This window comes from Streptomyces yaizuensis (genome assembly GCF_034961445.1).
Lineage (GTDB): Bacteria > Actinomycetota > Actinomycetes > Streptomycetales > Streptomycetaceae > Streptomyces > Streptomyces yaizuensis.
On sequence record NZ_BSBI01000012.1, the window covers coordinates 28,178 to 52,588 of the forward strand.

The window sequence follows — 24,411 nt, forward strand, 5'->3', positions numbered from 1 at the left end:
TCGCCAGCACGAGCGTGTGCGGCTGGCGAGTATCGACGGTGGACAGTCGATGGAACGTCCTGAGGAAGCACCGACATGACCCACACCGCAACCCCCTCGCTCTTCGATCTGCCGACCGGCCCGGACGAGGTGCCCCAGGTCCCGCACAGCGCTGTTCTGCCTGCTCCGGCCCGGTTCGACTGGGCCGCGATCCATGCGGAGCTGGACGCCGGCGGAGTGGCCGTCACCCCGCCGCTGCTGTCGCCCGAGCAGTGCGCCGAGATCGCCGCCACCTTCGACGACCCCGCGCTCTTCCGTTCGACGGTGGTGATGCAGCGGCATGATTTCGGCCGGGGTGTCTACAAGTACTACGCCGACCCGCCGGCGATTCCGCTGCTGGGGGCCCTGCGGGAGTTGCTCTATCCGCCGCTGGCGTGGATGGCCAACCAATGGGCCCCACGACTGGGTGAACGTACCTTTCCGGCCACGCTCGGTGAACTGACCGCCGAGTGCGCGGCGAACGGCCAGACGCGGCCCACCCCGTTGATCCTGCGCTACGGCCAAGGCGACTACGCCTGTCTGCACCAGGACGTGTACGGGGACGTCGTCTTCCCGCTCCAGGTGGCGATCATGCTCAACCGGCCCGGCGAGGACTTCACCGGCGGCGAGAACGTCTTCGTCGAACAGCGTCCGCGCCTCCAGTCCCGCGCGATCGTGATCCGTCCCGGCCTGGGCCAGGGCATGATCTTCCCCGTCCGGCACCGGCCGGTCCCGGGCCCGAACGGCTTTCGCAGGCATCCCGTGCGCCACGGCACCAACGCCGTCGAAACCGGCCGGCGCAACGTCCTCGGAATCATCTTCCACGACGCCCGCTGAACCGGCCCCGCCCCCGGCTCCCGCAGCTATCCCGGCACCCAAAGCCATCAGCAAAAAATACGCAATGCCGCATAACAAAACTTTTGCTCGTTAAGCTCCCGTTTCATCCCCCCATCCCCGAGAGAAGGAGAGCGCGATGACGCTCTACACGACGGTCGACAGTCCGCTGGGCGAACTCCTGCTGGTCGGAGAGCGGTCCGGGACGGCGAAGGACGGCATCGTCCTCGCATCCCTGTCGCTGCCCGGACAGAAGGGCGGCGCCGTGGTCCAGGACGGCTGGCGGCGCGACGACGCGGCGTTCACCGGGACCGCCGACCAGCTCCAGGCGTACTTCTCCGGCGCCACCGACCGCTTCGACATCGAGCACACCACCCGCGGCACGGACTTCCAACGCCGGGTCTGGGCGGCCCTCGACGCCATCCCGCACGGCACCACCACCAGCTACAAGCACATCGCCGAACAGGCCGGATCACCCGCCGCGGTGCGCGCCGTGGGCACCGCGATCGGCGCGAACCCGCTGCTGATCGTCCGCCCCTGCCATCGCGTGATCGGCTCGAACGGAGCCCTCGGCGGCTATGCCGGCGGGGTGGCCGCCAAGCAGCGCCTGCTGACCCACGAAGGCGCCGCTCCGATGGCCTGAAAGCGAACCCCGGTCGCCGGCCCCCGGCGGGCCGGACCCGGCCCGACACCCCGAGGAAGCCCGTGACCACCGATTTCGCCACTCGCACCCGCAACAGCGTGGACACCGCCGACTGGACGGCTCTCTCCACGGAACTCGACGCGTACGGCTGTGCCCTCACCCCCCAGCTCCTGACGCCCGCCGAATGCCGGGAACTGGCCAGACTGTACGACCGGGAGGACCTCTTCCGTACCACGGTGGACATGGCCCGCCACCGCTTCGGCTCCGGCCAGTACCGGTACTTCACCCACCAACTGCCCGATTCCGTCAGCATTCTGCGCGAGGCGCTCTATCCGCGTCTGCTCGTCGTCGCCCGGGCCTGGGCCGAGAAGCTGCGCCGCCCCGCCCCGTGGCCGGACACGCTCCAGGAGTGGACGGCGATGTGCCACGACGCCGGTCAGGCCAAATCGTCGCAGATCCTTCTCCGTTACCAGGCCGGGGACTGGAACGCGCTGCACCGGGACATCTTCGGGGAGATGGTCTTTCCCCTCCAGGTCGTCATCGGCCTCGACGAGCCGGGCGTCGACTACACCGGCGGCGAGTTCCTCCTCGTCGAACAGCGGCCCCGGGCCCAGTCCCGCGGCACCACCACCGTCCTCGCCCAGGGCCATGGCCTGATCTTCACCTCCCGCGACCGCCCCGTGGCATCCGCGCGCGGCTTCTCCACCGGACCCGTACGCCATGGAGTGAGCGTCGTACGCTCCGGCCGGCGGCACGCACTCGGACTCGTCTTCCACGATGCGTGAACGAAGCCACGGCAACCGCCGGCCCGCCCGCCCCGCCCGGCGGCCTCCGACCCCGCCCGACCCGTTCACCGGGAGAGCGGTGACACCTTTACCTGACGAAAGAGGTTGTTCCGTATGACAGTCGACGCTTCCCACGACGCCTCCCAGGAGCCGGAGGTGCGGCGGGCCCAGGAACGGGAGGCCCGGCGGGCCCAGGGTCTGGTGGCCGCACAGGAGAAGGCGATAGCGCTGTTCGCCGAGGTCGAGGCCCGCGGTCTGGTCCGCCCCGGCGTCGGTGAACGGGAGACCAGCGACCGGATACGCGACCTGGCCAACGACATGTTCGGCACCACCAAGCACTGGCACAAGCGCATCATCCGCTCCGGGCCCAACACCCTCTCGCCCTACAAGGACAACCCGCCCGATCGCGTCATCGCCCCCGACGACATCGCCTTCGTCGACTTCGGCCCCATCTTCGAGGAGTACGAGGCGGACTTCGGCCGCACCTACGTCCTCGGCGACGACCCCGACCACCACCGGCTCCTGCGGGACCTGCCCCGCATCTTCGACGCGGGCCGCGCCCACTTCGCCGCCCACCCCGACATCACCGGCGCCCAGTTGCACACCGAGGTCGAACGCCTCGTCACCGAGGCCGGCTGGACCATCGGCACCTGGTACACCGGCCATCTCGTCGGCGAGTTCCCCCACGAGACCATCGACGGCGCCAAGGCCGAGTCCTACATCACCCCCGACAACCACACCCCGCTGCGCCGCACGGACCGGGCGGGCCGGGTCTGCCACTGGATCCTGGAACTGCACCTCGTCGACCGGGAGCGCGGTTTCGGCGGCTTCTACGAGCAGCTGCTGGACCTCGCGTGACCACTGCCGTACGGGGATCCGCCCCGGTGCCCTGACGGCCGGCGGGTCCCCGGGGCCGGGTGCACTCCCGGCCCCGGGGACCCGGGGCGGACCACCGGCCGCCGCGCCCCCGCCCCCGGAGCGGACGGGGCTGGGGCGCGGCGGCCGTATGTCAGATGTCGCGGAAGATCTCGATCTGCGCGCCCACCGAGTTCAGCCGCTCGGCCAGCTCCTCGTACCCCCGGTTGATCACATACACATTGCGCAGGACCGAGGTCCCCTCCGCCGCCATCATCGCCAGCAGGACGACCACGGCGGGCCGCAGCGCGGGCGGGCACATCATCTCGGCGGCGCGCCAGCGGGTGGGGCCCTCGACCAGGACCCGGTGCGGGTCGAGCAGCTGGAGCCGGCCGCCCAGGCGGTTGAGGTCGGTGAGGTAGATCGCGCGGTTGTCGTAGACCCAGTCGTGGATCAGCGTCTGGCCCTGGGCGGCGGCCGCGATCGCCGCGAAGAAGGGGACGTTGTCGATGTTCAGGCCCGGGAACGGCATCGGGTGGATCTTGTCGATCGGCGCTTCCAGCTTCGACGGGCGCACCGTCAGGTCCACCAGCCGGGTGCGGCCGTTGTCGGCGGAGTACTCGGTGGAGCGGTCGTGGTCGAGCCCCATCTCCTCCAGGACGGCCAGCTCGATCTCCAGGAACTCGATCGGGACGCGGCGGATCGTCAGCTCCGACTCGGTCACCACGGCGGCGGCCAGCAGGCTCATCGCCTCGACCGGGTCCTCGGAGGGGGAGTAGTCGACGTCCACGTCGATGGTGGGGACGCCGTGCACGGTCAGCGTGGTGGTGCCGATGCCCTCCACCCGTACGCCCAGCGCCTCCAGGAAGAAGCACAGGTCCTGGACCATGTAGTTGGACGACGCGTTGCGGATCACGGTCACACCGTCGTGGCGGGCGGCCGCCAGCAGGGCGTTCTCGGTGACGGTGTCCCCGCGCTCGGTCAGCACGATCGGGCGGCCGGGGACGGTGGAGCGCTCCACCCGTGCGTGGTAGAGGCCCTCCGTCGCGGTGATGTCGAGGCCGAACCGGCGCAGCGCGATCATGTGCGGCTCGATGGTCCGGGTGCCGAGGTCGCAACCGCCCGCGTAGGGCAGCTTGAAGCCGTCCATCCGGTGCAGCAGCGGGCCGAGGAACATGATGATCGAACGGGTACGGCGGGCCGCGTCCGCGTCGATGGCGTCCATGTCCAGCTGGGCGGGGGGCACGATCTCCAGGTCCACGCCCTCGTTGATCCAGCGGGTGCGGACGCCGATCGAGTTGAGCACCTCCAGGAGCCGGAAGACCTCCTCGATGCGGGCCACCCGGCGGAGCACGGTGCGGCCCTTGTTGAGGAGGGAGCCGCAGAGCAGCGCCACACAGGCGTTCTTGCTCGTCTTCACATCGATCGCCCCGGAGAGGCGGCGGCCGCCGACGACCCGCAGATGCATGGGTCCGGCGTAGCCCAGGGAGACGATTTCGCTGTCGAGCGCCTCGCCGATTCGGGCGATCATCTCAAGGCTGATGTTCTGGTTGCCGCGTTCAATGCGGTTCACCGCGCTCTGGCTGGTGCCGAGCGCTTCCGCCAGCTGCGTCTGTGTCCAGCCGCGATGCTGCCTGGCGTCCCGAATGAGCTTGCCGATCCGTACGAGGTAGTCGTCTGCCATGCGCTTGAGGCTATCTCAGATATGAGATGTGCCGCGCGCTGGGGGTGGCGGACGGGTGAGAAACGGCCGTCGTTCGACTCCCTGACGATCCATCGGTCCCGAGGGGAACGCAAGCGAAAGGGGACCATCCGGGTATGTCGGATGATCCCCCATATATGTAACCCGTGGTGCGGGCGCGGAGTCGGTGCCCCGCGACCCGCCGCACCTCGGCACTCGCCCCGCTCGGGCCCCGGTCCTCCGGCTGTCAGACCTCGGGCGAGGCGGTCCGCCCGGCCAGCCGCTCGTACCGCTGCCGCGCGGCCTGCGGCGTCCCGAGCCCCAGCCCGAACGCGATCTCCGGCCAGGTCATCCCCCGCCCCCGGGCCATCCGGAGCAGCCCGGCCTCCAACTCGTCCAACTCCCCGCGCACCAGCGGGACCAGCGTCAGCGCCGCCGTGATGTCGGCGTGGTCGACCCCCGGTTCGTCCTCGTCGGGCAGGGCGGCCCCGCTGAGCAGCAGGGCCACCAGCCGTACGGCCTCGTGCGGCGCGAGGACCGAGGGGTGGGTCTGCCGGGCGCGCTGCGCGCCGGTGGCCGCGTGCCGCCCCGCGATGCGGAACAGCGCCTCGGGCACCCGGCGGGCCCGCGCGCGGTCCGGGTCCGGGGGAGTGAAGGGGTCCGACGGGATGGCCGGGTCCGAGAGGGCAGTGGGATCGGCAGGGCCGGTGGGATCGGTGGGGTGCTCCGGTGTCGGCATGGCGCCAGCCTCGCCGCTTCACGATGTGCTGTCAACGAATGATGGTGAACGAATTACAGTGAACGAAATGTTTGCATCGCGGGCGGACGAAAGGCGGGCCACCCGGCCGCAACGGGGGCCCGCCCGATGTTCACCGGCGGTCCGGCCGGCCGCACCCGGAGCCCCGGCGCCCTGCGGGAGGCGCGGAACGTCCGGGCGCGGCCGGAGCCGGACCGGGGCCGGCTACTTGAAGAGCTTGCCGTCGAACTTCGCCCAGTCGTACATCTGGTGCACGGCCTGGCCCAGGATCGGGATGCTGATGTGCTCCAGGACATCCTCGAAGATGTCGAAGTCACCGGTGTTGTAGATCAGAGGACCGGTGATGTTGATCAGGCCGCCGGAACGAGGGGCCGGCTGCTGCTCCTGGGCGTGCGCGGTGCCGCCGGACATCGCCAGCACCGCCCCCATCATCGCGACCGCCACACCCGCGCTGCGCACACGACGCTTCATTCGCTCTCCGTTTTTACTCAGGGTGGTCAGGAACTCCGGGCCGCGCCGAGCCACCGGCAGGAAGGGTGAATCGAGGGTGATGGCCGCCGTGGCGCCGAAGTGAGGAGCAGCTTGCCAGCAGGCAAAGGGCAAGTAAATAGCCAGGTCAGAACTTTGTTGATCTTCCTTTTGGGGCCTGTGGAGCAGTCGTGTCGATCATGTGAAGGAGGTTTGGCGCGCCACTCGGACATGGCGGGAAACGGGCCGGAAAACGCGACAGAAGCGCGGAGTGGAGAAGTCGCGGGAGGGGCCTGGTCCGGGGTGCACCGGCGGGTCCGGCGAGGTAGGGATGCGGCCGAAGGAGGGCCGGGGTGGGGTCATGGCGGACCCCGGCCGCGGGTACCCGGGCATGACCGGACGCGTGCCGATGTACTAGAGTTATCTCGACATCGAGATATCTGCCGAAGACGTGCCGCAGCCGCCATCGGGTAAGGGTGACCTAACTAAGCCCTACCTTAGCGGATCGGTGAGGAGCCGTGGCGGCAGCATGGACGTAGTACGCGCACATTGATGAAGGAGACTGTCGTGTCGGCGAACAGCTTCGACGCCCGCAGCACGCTGCGCGTGGGCGACGAGTCGTACGAGATCTTCAAGCTGGACAAGGTCGAGGGCTCCGCACGCCTTCCGTACAGCCTGAAGGTGCTCCTGGAGAACCTGCTCCGTACCGAGGACGGCGCGAACATCACCGCCGACCACATCCGGGCGCTCGGCGGCTGGGACTCCCAGGCGCAGCCCAGCCAGGAGATCCAGTTCACGCCGGCCCGCGTGATCATGCAGGACTTCACCGGTGTTCCCTGCGTCGTGGACCTCGCGACCATGCGCGAGGCCGTGAAGGAGCTGGGCGGCGACCCCGCGAAGATCAACCCGCTGGCCCCGGCCGAGCTGGTCATCGACCACTCCGTCATCGCCGACAAGTTCGGCACCCACGACTCCTTCGCGCAGAACGTCGAGCTGGAGTACGGCCGCAACCGCGAGCGCTACCAGTTCCTGCGCTGGGGCCAGACCGCGTTCGACGAGTTCAAGGTCGTCCCGCCCGGCACCGGCATCGTCCACCAGGTGAACATCGAGCACCTGGCCCGTACCGTCATGGTCCGCAACGGCCAGGCGTACCCGGACACCCTCGTCGGCACCGACTCCCACACCACCATGGTCAACGGCCTCGGTGTGCTCGGCTGGGGCGTCGGCGGCATCGAGGCCGAGGCCGCGATGCTCGGCCAGCCGGTCTCCATGCTCATCCCGCGCGTCGTCGGCTTCAAGCTCACCGGTGAGCTGACCCCCGGCACCACCGCCACCGACCTGGTGCTCACCATCACCGAGATGCTGCGCAAGCACGGCGTCGTCGGCAAGTTCGTCGAGTTCTACGGCGAGGGCGTGGCCGCCACCTCGCTCGCCAACCGCGCCACCATCGGCAACATGTCGCCGGAGTTCGGCTCCACGGCCGCCATGTTCCCGATCGACGGCGAGACCCTGAAGTACCTGCGCCTGACCGGCCGCTCCGAGCAGCAGGTCGCGCTGGTCGAGGCGTACGCCAAGGAGCAGGGCCTGTGGCTGGACCCGGCCGCCGAGCCGGACTTCTCCGAGAAGCTGGAGCTGGACCTCGCCACGGTCGTCCCCTCCATCGCCGGCCCGAAGCGCCCGCAGGACCGGATCGTCCTCGCGAACGCCGCCGAGCAGTTCGCCATCGACGTGCGCAACTACGTCTCGGACGACGAGGAGGCGGGCAAGGAGTCCTTCCCGGCCTCCGACTCCCCGGCCACCAGCAACGGCATCCCGTCGAAGCCGACCACGGTGACCGCCCCCGACGGCACCACGTACGAGATCGACCACGGCGCCGTCACCGTCGCCGCGATCACCTCCTGCACCAACACCTCGAACCCGTACGTCATGGTCGCCGCCGCGCTGGTGGCCAAGAAGGCGGTCGAGAAGGGCCTCACCCGCAAGCCGTGGGTGAAGACCACGCTCGCCCCGGGCTCCAAGGTCGTCACCGACTACTTCGACAAGGCGGGGCTCACCCCCTACCTCGACAAGGTCGGCTTCAACCTCGTCGGCTACGGCTGCACCACCTGCATCGGCAACTCCGGCCCGCTGCCGGAGGAGGTCTCCAAGGCCGTCAACGAGGCCGACCTCGCCGTCACCTCGGTGCTCTCCGGCAACCGCAACTTCGAGGGCCGGATCAACCCCGACGTCAAGATGAACTACCTGGCCTCCCCGCCGCTGGTCGTCGCGTACGCCCTCGCGGGCTCCATGAAGGTGGACATCACCCGCGAGGCGCTCGGCACCGACACCGACGGCAAGCCGGTCTACCTCCAGGACATCTGGCCGACCGAGGCCGAGGTCAACGACGTCGTCGCCAACGCCATCGGCGAGGACATGTTCAACAAGTCCTACCAGGACGTGTTCGCCGGTGACGCCCAGTGGCAGGCGCTGCCCATCCCCACGGGCAACACCTTCGAGTGGGACACCGAGTCCACCTACGTCCGCAAGCCCCCATACTTCGAGGGCATGACGATGGAGACCACCCCGGTCTCCGACATCGCCGGCGCGCGCGTGCTGGCGAAGCTGGGCGACTCGGTCACCACCGACCACATCTCCCCGGCCGGTGCGATCAAGGCCGACACCCCGGCCGGCAAGTACCTCACGGAGCACGGCGTCGAGCGCCGCGACTTCAACTCCTACGGCTCCCGCCGTGGCAACCACGAGGTCATGATCCGTGGCACCTTCGCCAACATCCGGCTGCGGAACCAGATCGCGCCGGGCACCGAGGGCGGCTTCACCCGCGACTTCACCCAGGTGGACGGGCCGGTGTCGTTCATCTACGACGCCTCCCGCAACTACATCGACCAGGGCATCCCGCTGGTGATCCTCGCGGGCAAGGAGTACGGCTCCGGCTCGTCCCGCGACTGGGCCGCCAAGGGCACCGCGCTGCTGGGTGTGAAGGCCGTCATCGCCGAGTCGTACGAGCGCATCCACCGCTCGAACCTCATCGGCATGGGCGTCCTGCCGCTCCAGTTCCCGGAGGGCGCCTCCGCGCTGTCCCTGGGGCTGACCGGCGAGGAGACCTTCTCCTTCACCGGTGTCACCGAGCTGAACGAGGGCACCACGCCGCGCACCGTCAAGGTCACCACCGACACCGGTGTGGAGTTCGACGCGGTCGTCCGCATCGACACCCCCGGTGAGGCGGACTACTACCGCAACGGCGGCATCATGCAGTACGTCCTGCGGAACCTCATCCGCGGCTGACGCACAGCGCCGAAAGGGCCGCTCCCCCCACCCGGACCGGGCGGGGGGAGCGGCCCCTCGCGTTTCCCCTCAAGGCGCCTCAGGCGATCAGTTCGATCTCCGCCAGGGTCGCCCGGCCGTCGGGCACCAGCCGGTACCGCGCCCACTCGCCGGGCCGCTCCACCGAGAAGACCCGGGTCTGCCGGTCCCAGGCGAACCGCTCCCCGGAGCGCCGGTCCAGATCGACCCACTCGGCGCCGTCCCGGGAGCCCTGGAGCACCCAGCCGCCCGGTGCGCTCGTACGGTCCGCCGAGGTCAGCGTGTACTGCGTGGCACGGCGGGATCCCACGACCGGCAGCTCCACGGCCCCGGTCTCCCCCGAAGTCGCCGATGTGTCGTCGAAGAGCGGACCGGTGCCGGCGAGGACGTCCCGGCGGGGCTCGGGCACCCGGTCGTCACGGGTGATCGAGACCGGTGCGGCGCCCCGGCCCGTCCCCCAGGCCGACGGGCGGTCGCCCATCGCGAACTCCAGCGTGCCGCCGCGAGCGAGCAGCCGGTGCGGCAGCGCGGTGGAGTTCCAGCGCTCGCCGTTGACCCGCACGCCCTGGACGTAGATGTTCCGGTCGCTGTTGCGGGGGGCCTTCACCACCAGCGTGCGGCCGTTGTCCATGCGGACCGTGGCCTTGGTGAAGAGGGGCGAGCCGATGGCGTACTCGCCGCTGCCCATCACCAGCGGGTAGAAGCCGAGCGCGGAGAACAGCCACCAGGCCGACTGCTCGCCGTTGTCCTCGTCCCCGTGGTAGCCCTGGCCGATCTCGCTGCCGGTGTAGAGCCGGGACAGCACCTCGCGCACCTTCTCCTGCGTCCGCCAGGGCCGGCCGGCCGCGTTGTACATGTACGTGACATGGTGGGCCACCTGGTTGGAGTGGCCGTACATGCCCATCCGGACGTCCCTGGCCTCCGTCATCTCATGGATGACGCCGCCGTAGGAGCCCTTGAACTCCGGGGACGCGGTCTCCGGCGTGGCGAAGTAGGTGTCCAGCTTGCCGGCGAGCCCGGCCCGGCCGCCGTAGAGGTTGGCGAGCCCCCGGCTGTCCTGCGGCGCGGTGAAGGCGTACCCCCAGCCGTTGGTCTCGGTGTAGTCGTACCCCCAGATCCGGGGGTCGTACGTGTCGCTGGGCACCCGCCAGGCGCCCCGCTCGTCCCGGCCCTGGAAGAAGCCGGCCTTCGCGTCGAAGAGGGACACGTACTGCCGGGCCCGGTTGCGGAAGTACTCCGACTCCTCCCGGTAGCGCTCCTTCCCGGTGCTGCGGTGCAGGGCGGCGCCCATCTCGGCGAGCCCGTAGTCGTTCAGATAGCCCTCCAGCGACCAGGACAGGCCCTCGTGGGTGCTGGTGGGGGCGTACCCGGTGAACGGCGAGACCGCCATGCCCTTGCGGCCCACGCCCGAGGACGGCGGGACCACGGTGGCGTTCTTCAGGGCCGCCTCGTACGCCGCCCGCGCGTCGAAGCGCACGCCCTTCACATGGGCGTCGGCGAAGGCCACGTCGGAGCTGGTGCCGGTCATCAGATCGGCGTAGCCCGGCGAGGACCAGCGGGAGATCCAGCCGCCGTCCTTGTACTGCTGGACGAAGCCGTCGACCAGCTCGCCCGCCCTGCCGGGGGTGAGGAAGGAGTACGCGGGCCAGGTGGTGCGGTAGGTGTCCCAGAAGCCGTTGTTGACGTAGACCTTCCCGTCGACCAGCTTCGCGCCGGTCTGTGTGGGCGTGTCGGGGCCGGTGGCCGGTGAGAAGGGGCTCGCGTAGCGGTGCGCCGGCCGCTCGCGGGTGCCGGTGTTCTCGAAGCCGGAGTTCGGGTAGAGGTAGAGCCGGTAGAGCCCGGAGTAGAGGGTGACGAGCTGGTCATGGGTGGCGCCCTCGACCTCCACCCGGCCGAGCAGCGCGTCCCATGCCCGCCGGGCCCGCTCCTTGACCTCGTCGAAGCCGGCGTCCGGTGCGATCTCCAGCGCGAGGTTCCGCTTCGCCTGCTCGACGCCGATGAGCGAGGTCGCGATCCGCAGGGTGACGGTACGGTCCGCCCCGGCGTCGAAGCGGAAGTGGCCCTTCACTCCGGTGGCGGCCGACTGGGTGACGGGCGCGTCGAAGACCCCGTGGACGAAGAGCCGGGTCGCCCCCGTGGACAGGCCGCTCTTCACATCGGAGTAGCCGGTGAACGAGCGGGTGGCCGGGTCCAGGGTGAGCCCGCCCTCCTGGGTGACGTTGTCAAAGACGACGGACGCGTCGTCCCCGGGGTAGGTGAAGCGCATCACGGCCGCGTGGTCGGTGGGCGCGATCTCGGCCCGCAGCCCGTTCTCGAAGGTGACCGCGTAGTGGTGGGGGCGGGCGGTCTCGTTCCCGTGCCGGAAGGGGAGCGCCCGCTTCACCGGATCGGTCTCCGGGGTCCCCGGCGCCGCCGACGGCAGCAGCTGGAAGGTTTGCCGGTCGCCCATCCAGGGGCTCGGCTCATGGCTGACCGCCAGCGCCTGGAGGGTGGGGAGATTGTCCGCGTTGTTCGCCCGCGCGTACTCGTAGAGCCAGCTCTTCGAGCCGGCGTTGGTCACCGGCGTCCAGAAGTTGAAGCCGTGCGGGACGGCGGTGGCGGGGAAGGTGTTGCCCCGGGAGAAGGCGCCGCTGGAGTTGGTGCCCCGGACGGTCGACGCGTAGTCGGCGAAGCTGTCGTACACGGGATCCGGCGTCTTCGGCCGCAGCGAGACGTCGTCGATCCAGCCCTGGAACCTCGCCGGGCCCCGGGCCGCGTCGTACGCCACCAGGATCCGGTCCACCGTACGGCCCGCGGCGACCTCGCCGATCATGGACCGCACCTGGTTCCACTGGTTCACGTAGAGCCGCTTGGCGTCGCCCTGCCCCTGCGGGCTCAGCGTGCCCCCGTGCGCGTCCCGGGCCCCCAGCTCGCTCAGCAGACTGCCGTCGGTGAACGCCAGATCCACGGAGACATGCGTGGCCGGATAGGACAGATCGGTCTCCGGCATCGAGGGGAAGACCCGGTACGCCAGCTCGGTGTCACGCCGTACCGGCAGATCGACATCCAGGATCCGGTTGTACGAGTAGGCCCGGCCCCGCTCCCGGTGGGTGCCGGCGTACCGCAGCGCCCGCTTGCCGGTGAAGCCGGCCCGTGCCTTGGCGGTGGGGGAGGAGGTCGGCCCCTGGTCCACCAGGGAGCGCATGTCGTCGGGGACGGGCGCACTCGTGTCGCCGTCGGAGAACTGCACATCGGCGAGCTGGGTGAGGTCCGCCCCGTTGTTCCGGGTGATCTCCAGCCGGTAGTGCGCGTACGCGGCCACCTGGCCGGGGGCGCCGACGGTGAAACTCCTGGTCGAGAGGCGCTCCCCGAAGCGCTCCCCCGTCCGGGTGTCGAGGACGGTCCACTGGCGGCCGTCGGCGGAGCCCTTGAGGGTCCAGTCCTGCGGATCGCGGCTCTCGGCGTCGTTCGCCGAGGTCAGCGCGTAGGTGGCGACCCGGACGGGGGCGGCGGTGTCGAACTCGATCCAGGAACGGTTCGCGAACTCCAGCCATTTGGTGGCGGGGTCGAGATCGACCAGATTCTCCTTGATCTCTCCCGCCGCCGTGTGCTCCCCGCTGGCGCGGACCTCCTTCACCTGATCGGTGATGTTGCCCGGAATTCCGGTGGAGAAGCCGCCATGCACCCCGGCGGCCCTTTTCTGGCCATCTGCTCCTACGTCTGGGGAATTGCGCCAGTCGAGCGGGGGGTCTTCCGCCTCGAAGGAGGTGCCGAATTCCGGGGCGGCAGAAGGGCGTTCGGACGGCTGCGCGGGCAGGGCGACGACGGCGGACGGGGCCGTCAGCGTGAGCAGGGCGGCGGCCGCCACCAGGGCGGCCGCACGCCCCGGGCCCCGCCGCGAGGGGCCGCCCGGGCGGCCGGTCCATGGGTATGCGCCTGTTCTGTACCGTCCTTGGGATCTCCGCTGTGCTCCGAGCCAGGCCATCACGGGACTGTCCTCCAGGGGGAAGCGGTACCGGACAACGTTGTCACAGTGAAACGCAAGCTCCAGTAGGGAGGCGCGTTGCGCCCGGTGTCAAGGGTTCTGACGGCACGTCACGGCTGGAATCGTCCCTTCCGTGACATTCCGCGTGGTCGAATGGGTGCGGACAGTGCTCAGATATCCAAGAGGTCTCAACTCGGGAAAGACTGCCGCCCAACCATGCTTTCGATCTTGCTCCGTTGACGTCGAGTGGACTATACCTATCGGCACCCCGCCTGCCGCTCAGGTCGGCCCGGGGCAGGGGGAGCAGGGGAGTTGGGCCCGGACACCGGTGTGTCGTGACCGTCGCCTTCTTTCTCTCCGCCGACACAGTGAACCAATCTTCATCGATTTCCCTCTTGGGAAAACGCAGCAACTGAACGCGGTGGCGGGGCCCTTCGCCTGAGGCGATGAGTACGGGCGACTTGTTCACCGCCTGAGTCCTGATGAAGGCGAGGACTTGAGCATGGGATCCACCTCCGCGCACGGCCACGAGGGGCTGGGCCGCCGGAATCTGGTCAAGCGCTCCGCGGCGCTCGGCCTGATCGCCGTTCCCACCATGGGTTTTCTCTCCGCCTGCGCGACCGGCGGCGGGGGCGACGAGAACAAGACCGACAAGCCCAAGGGTGAGGTCACGGAGAAGAACCCGCTCGGTGTGAAGGAGGGCGCCCCCCTGGAGGCGTTCATCTTCAAGGGCGGTCTGGGCGACCAGTACGCCAAGGACGCCGAGGCGGACTACAAGACCACCTACAAGGCGGACGTCAAGCACACCGGCACGCAGGCCGTCGGCCCCAAGCTGACCCCGCGCTTCTCGGGCGGCAACCCGCCGGACGTCATCGACAACTCGGGCGCCGACCACCTGGACATGAACCGGCTCTCCAGCCAGGGCCAGCTCCAGGACCTCAAGGAGCTGCTCGACGCCCCCTCGATGGACGACCCCGCCAAGAAGATCCGGGACGTCATCCACCCCAGCACCCTGGAGAAGGGCAAGCACGGCGACAAGGTCGACGTGCTCTACTACGCCTTCACCGTCTACGGCACCTGGTACTCCCAGAAGCTCCTCGCCGACAAGGGCTGGGCCTACCCCAAGTCGTTCGAAGAGATGATCAAGCTCTGCGGCGAGATCAAGAAGGACGGCATCGCGCCCTGGACGTACCCGGGCAAGTACCCCTACTACGTCCACTTCAACCTCTTCGCCCAGATCGCCAAGATCGGCGGCCTGGAGAGCTGGATCGCGATCGACAACCTGGAGCCCAACGCCTGGACCAGCAACGACGCCGTCAAGCAGACGGTCGAGTTCTACGAGGAGCTGGCGGCCAAGAAGTACTTCCTCGCCGGCACCGAGGGCATGACGCACATCCAGTCGCAGACCGCCTGGACGAAGAACAACGCCGTGTTCATCCCCAACGGCTCCTGGCTGGAGAACGAGGCCGCCCCCACCACCCCGAAGGACTTCGGGATGGCCGTCGGCGCCCTCTTCGACGGCTCCAGCGCCGACAAGATGCCCCAGGGCACCCTGCGCGGCGAGCCCAGCGAGCCGTACATCGTCGCCGCGAAGGGCAAGAACCCGCGCGGCGGCATGGAGCTGCTGCGCATCATGCTCTCCAAGAAGCACGCGCAGAACTTCGCCACCAAGGTGAAGTCCCTGACCTGTGTCATGGACGCCACCGAGGGCATGACCCTCTCGCCGGGTCTCTCCTCGGCCAGCAACGCCTTCAAGGCCGCCGGTACCAACCTGATCAACCTCCAGCTCCAGGAGTGGTACCCCGCGCTCACCGACCAGAAGATCGGCGGTCTGACCGGCCAGCTGCTCACCGGTGACCTCAAGGCCGCCGACTGGATCAAGAAGACCCAGGCGGAGGCGGACAAGGTCGCCCGGGACAGCAGCATCGCCAAGTTCAAGCGCACCAGCTGACACCGACGGTCATTCAGTCCTGAAGAGGGGAAGGGCCGGGAAGCACATGCAACACGGCAAATACCGATTCATCGTGGGCTTCCTGGCCCTACCTTTGTCCATTTACGTGCTGTTCCTCATATGGCCGTTCCTCCAGGCCTTCCAGATCTCCATGACCGACTGGTCGGGTCTGTCGGGCACCGCGAACTTCGTCGGCTTCGACAACTTCCAGCGGCTCTGGGAGAGCGACGATTTCTGGAACGCGCTGACGAACAACGTCTATATGCTGATCCTGGTCCCGGTGGTGACCCTGGGGCTCGGACTGTTCTTCGCCTTCATGCTCAATGTCGGCGGCAAGCGGCGGAAGAACGAGGTCGTCACCGGCGTCGCCGGGTCGAAGGTCTACAAGTTCGTCTTCTTCTTCCCCCAGGTCATCTCGATCGCCATCATCGCGGTCATCTGGGCCAACATCTACAACCCGGACCCCAACGACGGCATGCTCAACGCACTGCTGGGCACCGTGGGCCTGGACTCCTGGCAGAACTCCTGGCTGGGCGAGAAGTCGGTCGCGCTCTGGGCCATCAGCGCGGTCATGGTCTGGGGCCATGTCGGCTTCTACGTGGTCCTCTTCTCCGCGGCCATGGCCTCCATCCCCCGGGACATCTACGAGGCGGCGCTGCTGGACGGCGCCAACCGCTTCCACACCTTCTTCCGGATCACCCTCCCGCTGCTGTGGGACACGGTGCAGACCGGATGGGTCTACATGGGCATCATCGCCCTGGACGCCTTCGCGCTGGTCCAGATCATGTCGGTGGGACCGGGTGGCCCGGACGGCGCCACCGATGTCATGCCGCTCCACCTGTACCAGACCGCTTTCCGTGACAGCCAGTTCGGCTACGCCTCCGCGATGGGTGTCGCGATGCTGGTGGTCACGATGACGTTCGCCCTGCTCACCATGCGCTTCGCGCGGCGTGAGCGGATCGAGTTCTAGGGGTAGCGCTGATGACGACCGAACAGATCAACACGGTACGGAAGCAGGACTCCCCGGCCACCGGACCGAAGGCCCCGCCCGCCCGGCGCGTCGCCCCCGAGGGCACGGTCCTCAATGTCTTCTCCCACGGCATCCTCATCGTCTGGGGGCTGATGGTGGGGGTGCCGCTGCTGTGGGTGCTGTGGAGCGCCTTCAAGGACACCAACAGCATCCTCACCGACCCCTGGGGCCTGCCCACCAGCCTGCGCTGGGAGAACTGGTCCAACGCGTGGAACGACGCGAACATGGGCCAGTACTTCTTCAATACGCTCATCGTGGTCGGCGGCTCGGTGATCGGCACCATGGTGCTCGGCTCCATGGCGGCGTACATCCTGGCCCGCTTCGAATTCCCGGGCAACAGGTTCATCTACTACCTGTTCGTGGCCGGGATGTCCTTCCCGGTCTTCATGCTGGTGATCCCGCTCTTCTTCGTGATGCGGGACTTCCCCGGCTCGACGCTGCTGGCGACGTACCACGGGCTGATCCTGGTCTACATCGCCTACTCGCTGCCGTTCACGGTCTTCTTCATGACCTCGTTCTTCCGGACGCTGCCGAACTCGATCGGGGAGGCGGCCATGATCGACGGGGCCTCGCACACCCGGACGTTCTTCCAGGTGATGCTGCCGATGGCGAAGCCCGGTCTGATCAGCATCGGCATCTTCAACTTCCTGGGGCAGTGGAACCAGTACCTCCTGCCGATGGTCCTCAACCAGCAGGAGGAGAAGTACGTCCTCACCCAGGGGCTCGCGACGATCGCGCTCCAGCAGGGGTACGAGAACGACTGGGGTGCGCTGATGGCCGGCATGATGATGGCCATGCTCCCCGTGCTCGCCGTCTACGCGATCTTCCAGCGGCAGGTCCAGGCGGGCCTGACGGCGGGCGCGCTCAAGTAGCGCCCACTCCTCCTGCGCGCTCCGGACACGGTCCCGGACCCCCGCTCGCACCGGCCCCCGGCGGATCCCTCCGCCGGGGGCCGGCCGCGTTCCCGGCCTTTCCCGGGCAGGGGCGGAGGTCAAGCTCTTGACGGCATGACCGGCCGATGGCCACCGTGGGGCTTCACAAGTTGGAAAGACGCCGGGACCCTCCGCACGGAGCGGCCCGGCCGGGGGCCGGCCGGCGTGCCGCTCCCCGGGGCAGGAACGGACGGGCCGATGGAGACTCCGGGATCGCAGACCTCCCTGCACCGGGCCAATCTGGAGCGTGTGGTGCGGGCCGTGCGGATGGCGGGCTCGCTGACCCAGGCCGAGATCGCGCGGACCACCGGCCTGTCGGCGGCCACGGTCTCCAACATCGTCCGGGAACTGAAGGAGCACGGCACCGTCGAGGTCACCCCCACCTCGGCGGGCGGCCGCCGGGCCCGCAGCATCTCGCTCAGCGGGGACGCCGGGCTGGTGATCGGGATCGACATCGGCCCCACCCGGCTGCGGGTCGCCCTCGCCGACCTCGCCCACCGGGTGCTCGCCGAGGAGAGCGAGCCCCTGGCCGGGGACCACTCCGCCGCCGACTGTCTGGACCAGGCGGCCGCCCTGGTGGAACGGCTGATCGCGCGGGCCGGCAGCGACCCGGGGAAGGTGATCGGCGCCGGGCTCGGCGTCCCCGGGCCCGTCGACACCGCCTCGGGGACCCTCGGCCCCACCACCCTGCGCGGCGGCTGGGCCGGCACCCGCCCCGGCGAGGAGCTGGGCCGCCGGCTGGGCGTCCCGGTCCACGTCGACAACGACGCCAACCTCGGCGCCCTCGGCGAACTCCTCCGGGGCGGCGGCCGGGGCGTCGCCGACCTCGTCTACGTCACCGTCGGCACCGGGGTCGGCGCCGGCCTGGTGGTCGGCGGCCGGCTCCTGCGGGGCCCCGGCGGCACCGCGGGCGAGCTGGGCCATGTCGTCCTCGACCCCGCCGGACCGGTCTGCCGCTGCGGCAACCGGGGCTGCCTGGAGACCTTCGCCGCCGCCCCCTACGTCCTGCCGCTGCTGCACACCAGCCACGGCCCCGGGCTCACCCTGGGCGACGTGGTCCGCCTCGCCCGGGAGGGGGACCCGGGCTGCCGCCGCGTCGTCGCCGACACCGGCCGGCACATCGGCACCGCCGTCGCCGCGCTCGGCACGCTGCTCAATCCCAGCCGGGTCCTCCTCGGCGGCGACCTCGCCGACGCGGGCGATCTGGTGCTCGACCCGCTGCGCGACTCGGTCGCCCGGTACGCCTTCCCCGGCGCCGCCGCCCGCCTCACCGTCGCCGCCGGCACCCTCGGCCCCCGCGCCGGGGTGCTGGGCGCGATCGCCCTGGTGCTCGGCGAGATGGGCGACACCGGGCTCCTCAACTCCCCCTTCTCCCCATCGACTTCACTTAGAGAACGGATGGCACCGTTGTCATCTCGTTAAGGATTTACTCCTTGACCCCGTCTGTGCGGCCGAGTTGACTTCCAGCCACCTCGGCCGCACCGGTGCGGCCGTGCCAGGGGAGGTTTCCACGGATGAACGCACCTCTGCGCCGGGCGGCCGCCGCCACCGCCGCCACCGTGACCGCCCTCGCCCTCGCGGCCTGCGGCAGCGCCAAGGAGGCCGGCGACAAGGCGAAGGAGTCCACCGGGCCGAAGAAGGGCGACGCCATCAAGGTCGGCCTGCTCCTGCCGGAGAACCAGACGGCCCGCTACGAGAAATTCGACAAGCCCCTCATCGAGAAGAAGATCGCCGAACTGACGAAGGGGAAGGGCGAGGTCGTCTACGACAACGCCAAACAGGACGCCACACTCCAGAGCCAGCAGGTCGACGCCATGATCACCAACAAGGTGGACGTCCTGATCCTCGATGCCGTCGACGCGAAGGCGGCCGCCCAGGCGGTCCGCAAGGCCAAGCAGGCGGGCATCCCCGTCGTCGCCTTCGACCGGCTTGCCGAGGGCCCCATCGACGCGTACACCTCCTTCGACAACGAGGAGGTCGGCCGGGTCCAGGGACAGGCCCTCCTGGACGCCCTCGGCGACCGCGCCAAGGACGGCCAGATCGTCATGATGAACGGCTCCGTCACCGACCCCAACGCCGCGCTCTACAAGAGCGGTTCGCACGAGGTGCTGGACGGCAGGGTCACCATCGGCAAGGAGTACGACACCAAGGAGTGGAAGCCCGAGAACGCCAACACCAACATGGAGGCGGCGATCTCCGCCCTCGGCAAGGAGAAGATCATCGGGGTCTACTCCGCCAACGACGGCATGGCGGGCGGCATCATCACCGCCCTCAAGGCCGCCGGCCTGACCAAGCTGCCCCCCGTCACCGGACAGGACGCCGAACTCGCCGCCGTCCAGCGGATCGTCGCCGGTGAGCAGCACTCCAGCGTCTACAAGCCGTACGCCGGGGAGGCGGACGCGGCCGCCGCCATGGCCGTCGCCCTCGCCCGCGGCGAGAAGCTGTCCGCGATCGCCAAGGACACCGTCGACAGCCCCACCACGAAGGCCGTGCCCTCGGTCCTGGTCCCCGTGGTCCCCCTCACCCGGGAGAACATCGCGGACACCGTCCTCAAGGACGGCATCTACACCCTCGCGGAGATCTGCACGCCCAAGTACCGGTCCGCCTGTGCCGAGATCGGCCTGAAATAGCCGCCTCCGCCGGGTGTCCGCGCCCGTGGTCAGGGACGGCGGGCCCGGCACGGCCCGGTTCCCGCCGTTCCGCCCCACGGGCCGACCCCCGGCGGTGGTCCCCGCCCGCGCACCACCGTACGGCGAAGGAGTCCGTGTGTCCGCTGTGCCCGTGCTGGCCCTGCGAGGGGTCTCCAAACGGTTCGGCGCCGTCCAGGCGCTGACCGATGTCGCGCTGGAGGTCCGCCCGGGGGAAGTCCTCGCCCTGGTCGGCGACAACGGCGCCGGCAAGTCCACCCTGGTCAAGGTGATCGCCGGGGTCCACCCCATCGACGAGGGGGCGATCGAGTGGAACGGGGTGCCCGTGACCGTCACCCGCCCGCACGACGCCCAGCACCTCGGCATTGCCACCGTCTACCAGGACCTCGCGCTCTGCGACAACATCGACGTCGTCGGCAATCTCTTCCTCGGCCGCGAGCTGCGCCGCCGGGGGGTCCTGGACGAGGTCGAGATGGAGCGCCGGGCGCGGGTGCTCCTCGACACCCTGTCCATCCGCATCCCCAGCGTCCGCATCCCGGTCGCCGCGCTCTCCGGCGGCCAGCGGCAGACCGTCGCCATCGCCCGCTCGATGCTCGGCGAACCCCGGCTGGTCATCCTGGACGAGCCCACGGCCGCGCTCGGCGTCGAGCAGACCGCCCACGTGCTCGACCTGGTGGAACGGCTCCGCGAGCGCGGCCTCGCCGTCATCCTCGTCAGCCACAACATGGCGGACGTCAAGGCCGTCGCGGACCGGGTCGCCGTGCTGCGGCTCGGCCGGGGCAACGGGGTCTTCGACGTCCGTTCCACCTCGCAGGAGGAGATCGTCTCCGCCATCACCGGCGCCACGGACAACGCCGTGACCCGCCGGGCGGCGCGCACCGGGGAGGGCCGGCCGTGACGGACCGCGTGGATCCGAACCACCTGAACAAGGCCGACCTGCACAAGGACCTGAACAAGAAGACGGGCGCGACGGGGAGCGCGGAGGCGACCGGAAACGCGGACGCGGCGGGAACGGCGGACCCGGCCGGGAAGGCCGCCGCCGTACCCCCCGCCGACCCCCGGCTCCTCGTCCGCGAACAGGGCCTCGCGGGCTACGCCACCGTGATCCGCCGCAAGCTGGCCGCGGGCGAGCTGGGCTCCCTCCCCGTCGTCCTCGGCCTCGTCGCCATCGCCGCCGTCTTCCAGAGCCTGAACAGCAACTTCCTCTCCGCCCAGAACCTCAGCAACATCGCCGTCGCCATGGTCGGCACCGGGATGATGGCCGTCGGCATCATCTTCGTGCTGCTCCTCGGCGAGATCGACCTCTCCGTCGGCGCGGTCAGCGGGGTCTCCGGCGCGATCGTCGCCGTGCTCAGCGTCACCCACGGCGTCGACGAATGGCTCGCGGTCCTCGCCGCCGTCGCGGGCGGCGCGCTCATCGGCGCCCTGCACGGCTTCTTCTTCGCCGTCGTCGGCGCCCCCGCCTTCGCCGTCACCCTCGCCGGGCTCCTCTTCTGGCAGGGCTGCATGCTCCAGATCCTCGGCTCCAGCGGCACCGTCAACCTCGACCCCGACGGGCTGGTCGGCCAGCTCAACACGTATTACTTCACCGACGTGGCCGCCGCCTACGGCCTCGCCGCCGTCGCCGTGACCGTGTTTCTTCTCACCGCCCTGGCGGACTCCCGCCGCAGGACCGCCGCCGGCATCCCGGCCCGCCCCACCGCCGACGTGCTGCTGCGTACGGGAGGACTCGCCGCGGTGGCGTTCGCGGCGGCCTGGGTGCTCAACCAGTACAAGGGGCTGCCCCTGGCCCTGGTGCTCTTCCTCGCGGCCCTGGTGACCACCGACTTCGTCCTCCGCCGCACCGCCTACGGACGCCAGGTGCTCGCCCTCGGCGGCAGCGTCGAGGCCGCCCGCAGAGCGGGCGTCCCGGTCGCCCTCGTCCGTATCTCCGTCTTCGCCGTCGCGGGGACGTTCGCCGCCGTCGGGGGCCTCTTCATGGCCTCCAAGATCGCCGCCGCCAACCAGAGCGCGGGCGGCGGCGAGCTGCTGATGAACGTGATCGCGGCGGCCGTGATCGGCGGCACCAGCCTCTTCGGCGGGCGCGGGCGCACCTGGCACGCCCTCCTCGGCGTGATGGTGATCGTCTCCATCCAGTACGGTCTGGCGCTGGAGGGGATCAAGTCGCCGGTCCAGTTCATGATCACCGGTGGGGTGCTGCTCGCGACCGTGGTGATCGATTCGGTCACCCGGAGGACTCAGCGGACCGCGGGCCGCGCCTGAGCGGCGCTCCGGATCCAACGCCGCCGGCTGCGGGGCCACGCCCGGGGCGACAGCCCCGGCGGGTTCCGCAGGGCCGGGAAAGGCCGGGCATTCTCCCCTGACCGGACCCACTTCCGCAGGGTATCGGCCAATGGCGTGGGCCATAGGGCACCGCCCGAGGACCATGGCCCTGGACGGAACACTAGACTCACCCCCATCGGCAAGGCTCGGACCAGCTCCAATGACGCCCGGCTCACTACGCAAGGAGGCAGAGTGAAGGATTCGCGCGAAGCGCGTCGTTCGAGGGTCGTGGTGGGCGACGGGGAAGGACTGCTGTCCGGGATCACCGGCCCGCGCGATCTCGACCGGCTCGCCCCGGAGCAGCTCGTCCAGCTGGCTGCCGAGATCCGGACCTTCCTCGTCGACGCCGTCTCCAAGACCGGCGGACACCTCGGCCCCAACCTCGGTGTGGTCGAGCTGACCATCGCCCTGCACCGGGTCTTCGAATCGCCCAGGGACAAGGTCCTGTGGGACACCGGCCACCAGAGCTATGTGCACAAGCTGCTCACCGGCCGCCAGGACTTCGCCCGGCTGAAGATGAAGGGCGGCCTCTCCGGCTACCCCGCGCGGGCCGAGTCCGACCACGACGTCATCGAGAACTCGCACGCCTCCACCGTGCTGGGCTGGGCCGACGGCCTCGCCAAGGCCAATGAGCTGCTGGGCCGGCAGGACCATGTGGTCGCCGTCATCGGCGACGGCGCCCTCACCGGCGGCATGGCCTGGGAGGCGCTGAACAACATCGCCGCGGCCAAGGACCGCCCGCTGGTGATCGTCGTCAACGACAACGAGCGCTCGTACGCGCCCACCATCGGCGGCCTCGCCAGCCACCTCTCCACCCTGCGCACCACCGACGGCTACGAGCGCTTCCTCGCCCGGGGCAAGGACCTGCTGGGCCGTACCCCGGTCGTCGGCAAGCCGCTGTACGAGACCCTGCACGGCGCCAAGAAGGGCCTCAAGGACGTCATCGCCCCCCAGGGCATGTTCGAGGACCTGGGGCTGAAGTACGTCGGCCCCATCGACGGCCACGACATCGAGGCCCTGGAGTCCGCGCTGTCCCGCGCCAAGCGGTTCGGCGGCCCCGTGATCATCCACTGCCTCACCGAGAAGGGCCGCGGCTACCAGCCCGCCCTCCAGGACGAGGCCGACCGCTTCCACGCCGTCGGCAAGATCCACCCGGACACGGGGCTGCCGATCGCCAGCTCCGGCCTGGACTGGACCTCCGTCTTCGGCGAGGAGATGGTCAAGCTCGGCGAGGAGCGCCAGGACATCGTGGCGATCACCGCCGCCATGCTCCAGCCCGTCGGCCTGGACCGGTTCGCCAAGGCGTTCCCCGACCGGGTCTACGACGTGGGCATCGCCGAGCAGCACGGCGCGGTCTCCGCCGCCGGTCTGGCGTCCGGCGGGGTCCACCCCGTCTTCGCCGTCTACGCCACCTTCCTCAACCGCGCCTTCGACCAGGTGCTGATGGATGTCGCCCTGCACCGCTGCGGAGTGACGTTCGTCCTGGACCGGGCCGGCATCACCGGCACCGACGGCGCCTCCCACAACGGCATGTGGGACATGTCGATCCTCCAGGTCGTCCCCGGCCTGCGGATCGCCGCCCCGCGCGACGCCGACCAGGTCCGCGCCCAGCTCCGCGAGGCCGTCGCGGTCGACGACGCCCCGACCGTGGTCCGCTTCTCCAAGGGCGCGGTCGGCCCGGCGGTCCAGGCCGTGGGCCGGATCGGCGGCATGGACGTGCTGCGGGCCCCGGCCCGGGCCGACGCGGACCGTCCCGACGTGCTGCTGGTCTCCGTCGGCGCGCTGGCCCCGATGTGCCTGGAGATCGCCGATCTCCTCGACAAGCAGGGCATCTCCACCACCGTGGTTGACCCGCGCTGGGTCAAGCCGGTGGACGAGGCGCTGGCGCCGCTCGCCGAGCGGCACCGGGTCGTCGTCACCGTCGAGGACAACAGCCGCGTCGGCGGTGTCGGCTCCGCCGTCGCCCAGGCGCTGCGGGACGCGGGCGTCGATGTGCCGCTGCGCGACTTCGGTATCCCGCCGCGCTTCCTGGACCACGCCTCCCGGAACGAGGTCCTCGCCGAGATCGGACTGACGGCCCCGGACATCGCCCGGCAGGTCACCGGTCTGGTCGCCCGCCTGGACGGCCGCTACGACGGCGCGGAGCAGACGGCCGAGCCGGTCCGCGACTGAGCCGTTCCCGTCCGCCGCACGCTGCCACCGCTCCCGGGCGGTGGCAGCGTG

At 70.0% G+C, this 24,411-nt stretch carries 17 protein-coding genes; 13 read left to right on the forward strand and 4 right to left on the reverse strand.

Annotation, left to right across the window (positions count from 1 at the left end):
• The first annotated feature begins 75 nt into the window (after positions 1 to 75).
• From SYYSPA8_RS26025 to SYYSPA8_RS26040, 4 genes are all read left to right on the forward strand, one after another.
• Positions 76 to 855: a 2OG-Fe(II) oxygenase gene (locus SYYSPA8_RS26025; protein WP_323449753.1), complete on the forward strand. Its 780-nt coding sequence runs from the start codon at positions 76 to 78 to the stop codon at positions 853 to 855.
• 136 nt (positions 856 to 991) lie between these two features.
• Positions 992 to 1,495 carry a methylated-DNA--[protein]-cysteine S-methyltransferase gene (locus tag SYYSPA8_RS26030; RefSeq protein ID WP_323449754.1) on the forward strand — a complete coding sequence of 168 codons (504 nt, stop codon included), beginning with the start codon at positions 992 to 994 and terminating at the stop codon, positions 1,493 to 1,495.
• 62 nt (positions 1,496 to 1,557) lie between these two features.
• On the forward strand, positions 1,558 to 2,280 hold the full coding sequence (locus SYYSPA8_RS26035) for a 2OG-Fe(II) oxygenase (protein WP_323449755.1): 723 nt from the start codon (positions 1,558 to 1,560) through the stop codon (positions 2,278 to 2,280).
• A 114-nt stretch (positions 2,281 to 2,394) separates the two neighbouring features.
• Positions 2,395 to 3,138: a M24 family metallopeptidase gene (locus SYYSPA8_RS26040; protein ID WP_407706086.1), complete on the forward strand. Its 744-nt coding sequence runs from the start codon at positions 2,395 to 2,397 to the stop codon at positions 3,136 to 3,138.
• A 151-nt stretch (positions 3,139 to 3,289) separates the two neighbouring features.
• Here the strand turns inward: SYYSPA8_RS26040 and SYYSPA8_RS26045 are convergent, their stop codons facing one another.
• The 3 genes from SYYSPA8_RS26045 to SYYSPA8_RS26055 form a co-directional block, all read right to left on the reverse strand.
• On the reverse strand, positions 3,290 to 4,819 hold the full coding sequence (locus tag SYYSPA8_RS26045) for a helix-turn-helix domain-containing protein (protein ID WP_323449756.1): 1,530 nt from the start codon (positions 4,817 to 4,819) through the stop codon (positions 3,290 to 3,292).
• Between the two features lie 244 nt (positions 4,820 to 5,063).
• Positions 5,064 to 5,555, reverse strand: coding sequence for a DNA-binding protein (locus SYYSPA8_RS26050; protein ID WP_323449757.1), 492 nt, complete (start codon positions 5,553 to 5,555; stop codon positions 5,064 to 5,066).
• Positions 5,556 to 5,777: 222 nt separating this feature from the next.
• Positions 5,778 to 6,044: a hypothetical protein gene (locus SYYSPA8_RS26055; RefSeq protein WP_323449758.1), complete on the reverse strand. Its 267-nt coding sequence runs from the start codon at positions 6,042 to 6,044 to the stop codon at positions 5,778 to 5,780.
• A gap of 564 nt (positions 6,045 to 6,608) precedes the next feature.
• Here SYYSPA8_RS26055 and acnA point away from each other — a divergent pair.
• A complete protein-coding gene (gene acnA, locus SYYSPA8_RS26060; protein ID WP_323449997.1) occupies positions 6,609 to 9,323 on the forward strand; it encodes an aconitate hydratase AcnA in 2,715 nt (904 codons plus the stop codon).
• A gap of 79 nt (positions 9,324 to 9,402) precedes the next feature.
• On the opposite strand, the gene SYYSPA8_RS26065 is transcribed toward acnA, so the two are convergent.
• Positions 9,403 to 13,188: a GH92 family glycosyl hydrolase gene (locus SYYSPA8_RS26065; RefSeq protein WP_323449759.1), complete on the reverse strand. Its 3,786-nt coding sequence runs from the start codon at positions 13,186 to 13,188 to the stop codon at positions 9,403 to 9,405.
• 619 nt (positions 13,189 to 13,807) lie between these two features.
• On the opposite strand from SYYSPA8_RS26065, the gene ngcE reads away from it, so the two are divergent.
• From ngcE to dxs, 8 genes are all read left to right on the forward strand, one after another.
• Entirely contained in the window at positions 13,808 to 15,256 is a 1,449-nt protein-coding gene (gene ngcE / locus SYYSPA8_RS26070; protein WP_323449760.1) for an N-acetylglucosamine/diacetylchitobiose ABC transporter substrate-binding protein, read from the forward strand.
• 46 nt (positions 15,257 to 15,302) lie between these two features.
• On the forward strand, positions 15,303 to 16,226 hold the full coding sequence (locus tag SYYSPA8_RS26075; protein WP_323449761.1) for a carbohydrate ABC transporter permease: 924 nt from the start codon (positions 15,303 to 15,305) through the stop codon (positions 16,224 to 16,226).
• Between the two features lie 11 nt (positions 16,227 to 16,237).
• A complete protein-coding gene (locus SYYSPA8_RS26080) occupies positions 16,238 to 17,158 on the forward strand; it encodes a carbohydrate ABC transporter permease (RefSeq protein WP_323449762.1) in 921 nt (306 codons plus the stop codon).
• Positions 17,159 to 17,416: 258 nt separating this feature from the next.
• Entirely contained in the window at positions 17,417 to 18,640 is a 1,224-nt protein-coding gene (locus tag SYYSPA8_RS26085; protein ID WP_323449763.1) for an ROK family transcriptional regulator, read from the forward strand.
• A gap of 92 nt (positions 18,641 to 18,732) precedes the next feature.
• Complete coding sequence (locus SYYSPA8_RS26090) at positions 18,733 to 19,848, forward strand: substrate-binding domain-containing protein (RefSeq protein ID WP_323449764.1); 1,116 nt, start codon at positions 18,733 to 18,735, stop codon at positions 19,846 to 19,848.
• Positions 19,849 to 19,984: 136 nt separating this feature from the next.
• Complete coding sequence (locus SYYSPA8_RS26095) at positions 19,985 to 20,764, forward strand: ATP-binding cassette domain-containing protein (protein ID WP_323449765.1); 780 nt, start codon at positions 19,985 to 19,987, stop codon at positions 20,762 to 20,764.
• Positions 20,765 to 20,814: 50 nt separating this feature from the next.
• Positions 20,815 to 22,128, forward strand: coding sequence for a sugar ABC transporter permease (locus SYYSPA8_RS26100; RefSeq protein WP_407706102.1), 1,314 nt, complete (start codon positions 20,815 to 20,817; stop codon positions 22,126 to 22,128).
• A gap of 309 nt (positions 22,129 to 22,437) precedes the next feature.
• Positions 22,438 to 24,360 (forward strand): 1-deoxy-D-xylulose-5-phosphate synthase, encoded by a 1,923-nt coding sequence (gene dxs, locus SYYSPA8_RS26105; RefSeq protein WP_323449998.1) that lies wholly within the window; start codon positions 22,438 to 22,440, stop codon positions 24,358 to 24,360.
• Positions 24,361 to 24,411: the final 51 nt, after the last annotated feature.

Bases quoted from the DNA above. Each gene is read 5' to 3' on its own strand.
- SYYSPA8_RS26025 (WP_323449753.1), top strand. From the start codon at position 76: ATGACCCACACCGCAACCCCCTCGCTCTTCGATCTGCCGACCGGCCCG.
- SYYSPA8_RS26090 (WP_323449764.1), top strand. From the start codon at position 18,733: ATGAACGCACCTCTGCGCCGGGCGGCCGCCGCCACCGCCGCCACCGTG.
- SYYSPA8_RS26055 (WP_323449758.1), bottom strand. From the start codon at position 6,044: ATGAAGCGTCGTGTGCGCAGCGCGGGTGTGGCGGTCGCGATGATGGGG.
- SYYSPA8_RS26080 (WP_323449762.1), top strand. From the start codon at position 16,238: ATGACGACCGAACAGATCAACACGGTACGGAAGCAGGACTCCCCGGCC.
- SYYSPA8_RS26045 (WP_323449756.1), bottom strand. From the start codon at position 4,819: ATGGCAGACGACTACCTCGTACGGATCGGCAAGCTCATTCGGGACGCC.
- SYYSPA8_RS26040 (WP_407706086.1), top strand. From the start codon at position 2,395: ATGACAGTCGACGCTTCCCACGACGCCTCCCAGGAGCCGGAGGTGCGG.
- SYYSPA8_RS26050 (WP_323449757.1), bottom strand. From the start codon at position 5,555: ATGCCGACACCGGAGCACCCCACCGATCCCACCGGCCCTGCCGATCCC.
- SYYSPA8_RS26085 (WP_323449763.1), top strand. From the start codon at position 17,417: ATGGAGACTCCGGGATCGCAGACCTCCCTGCACCGGGCCAATCTGGAG.
- SYYSPA8_RS26075 (WP_323449761.1), top strand. From the start codon at position 15,303: ATGCAACACGGCAAATACCGATTCATCGTGGGCTTCCTGGCCCTACCT.
- ngcE (WP_323449760.1), top strand. From the start codon at position 13,808: ATGGGATCCACCTCCGCGCACGGCCACGAGGGGCTGGGCCGCCGGAAT.
- SYYSPA8_RS26030 (WP_323449754.1), top strand. From the start codon at position 992: ATGACGCTCTACACGACGGTCGACAGTCCGCTGGGCGAACTCCTGCTG.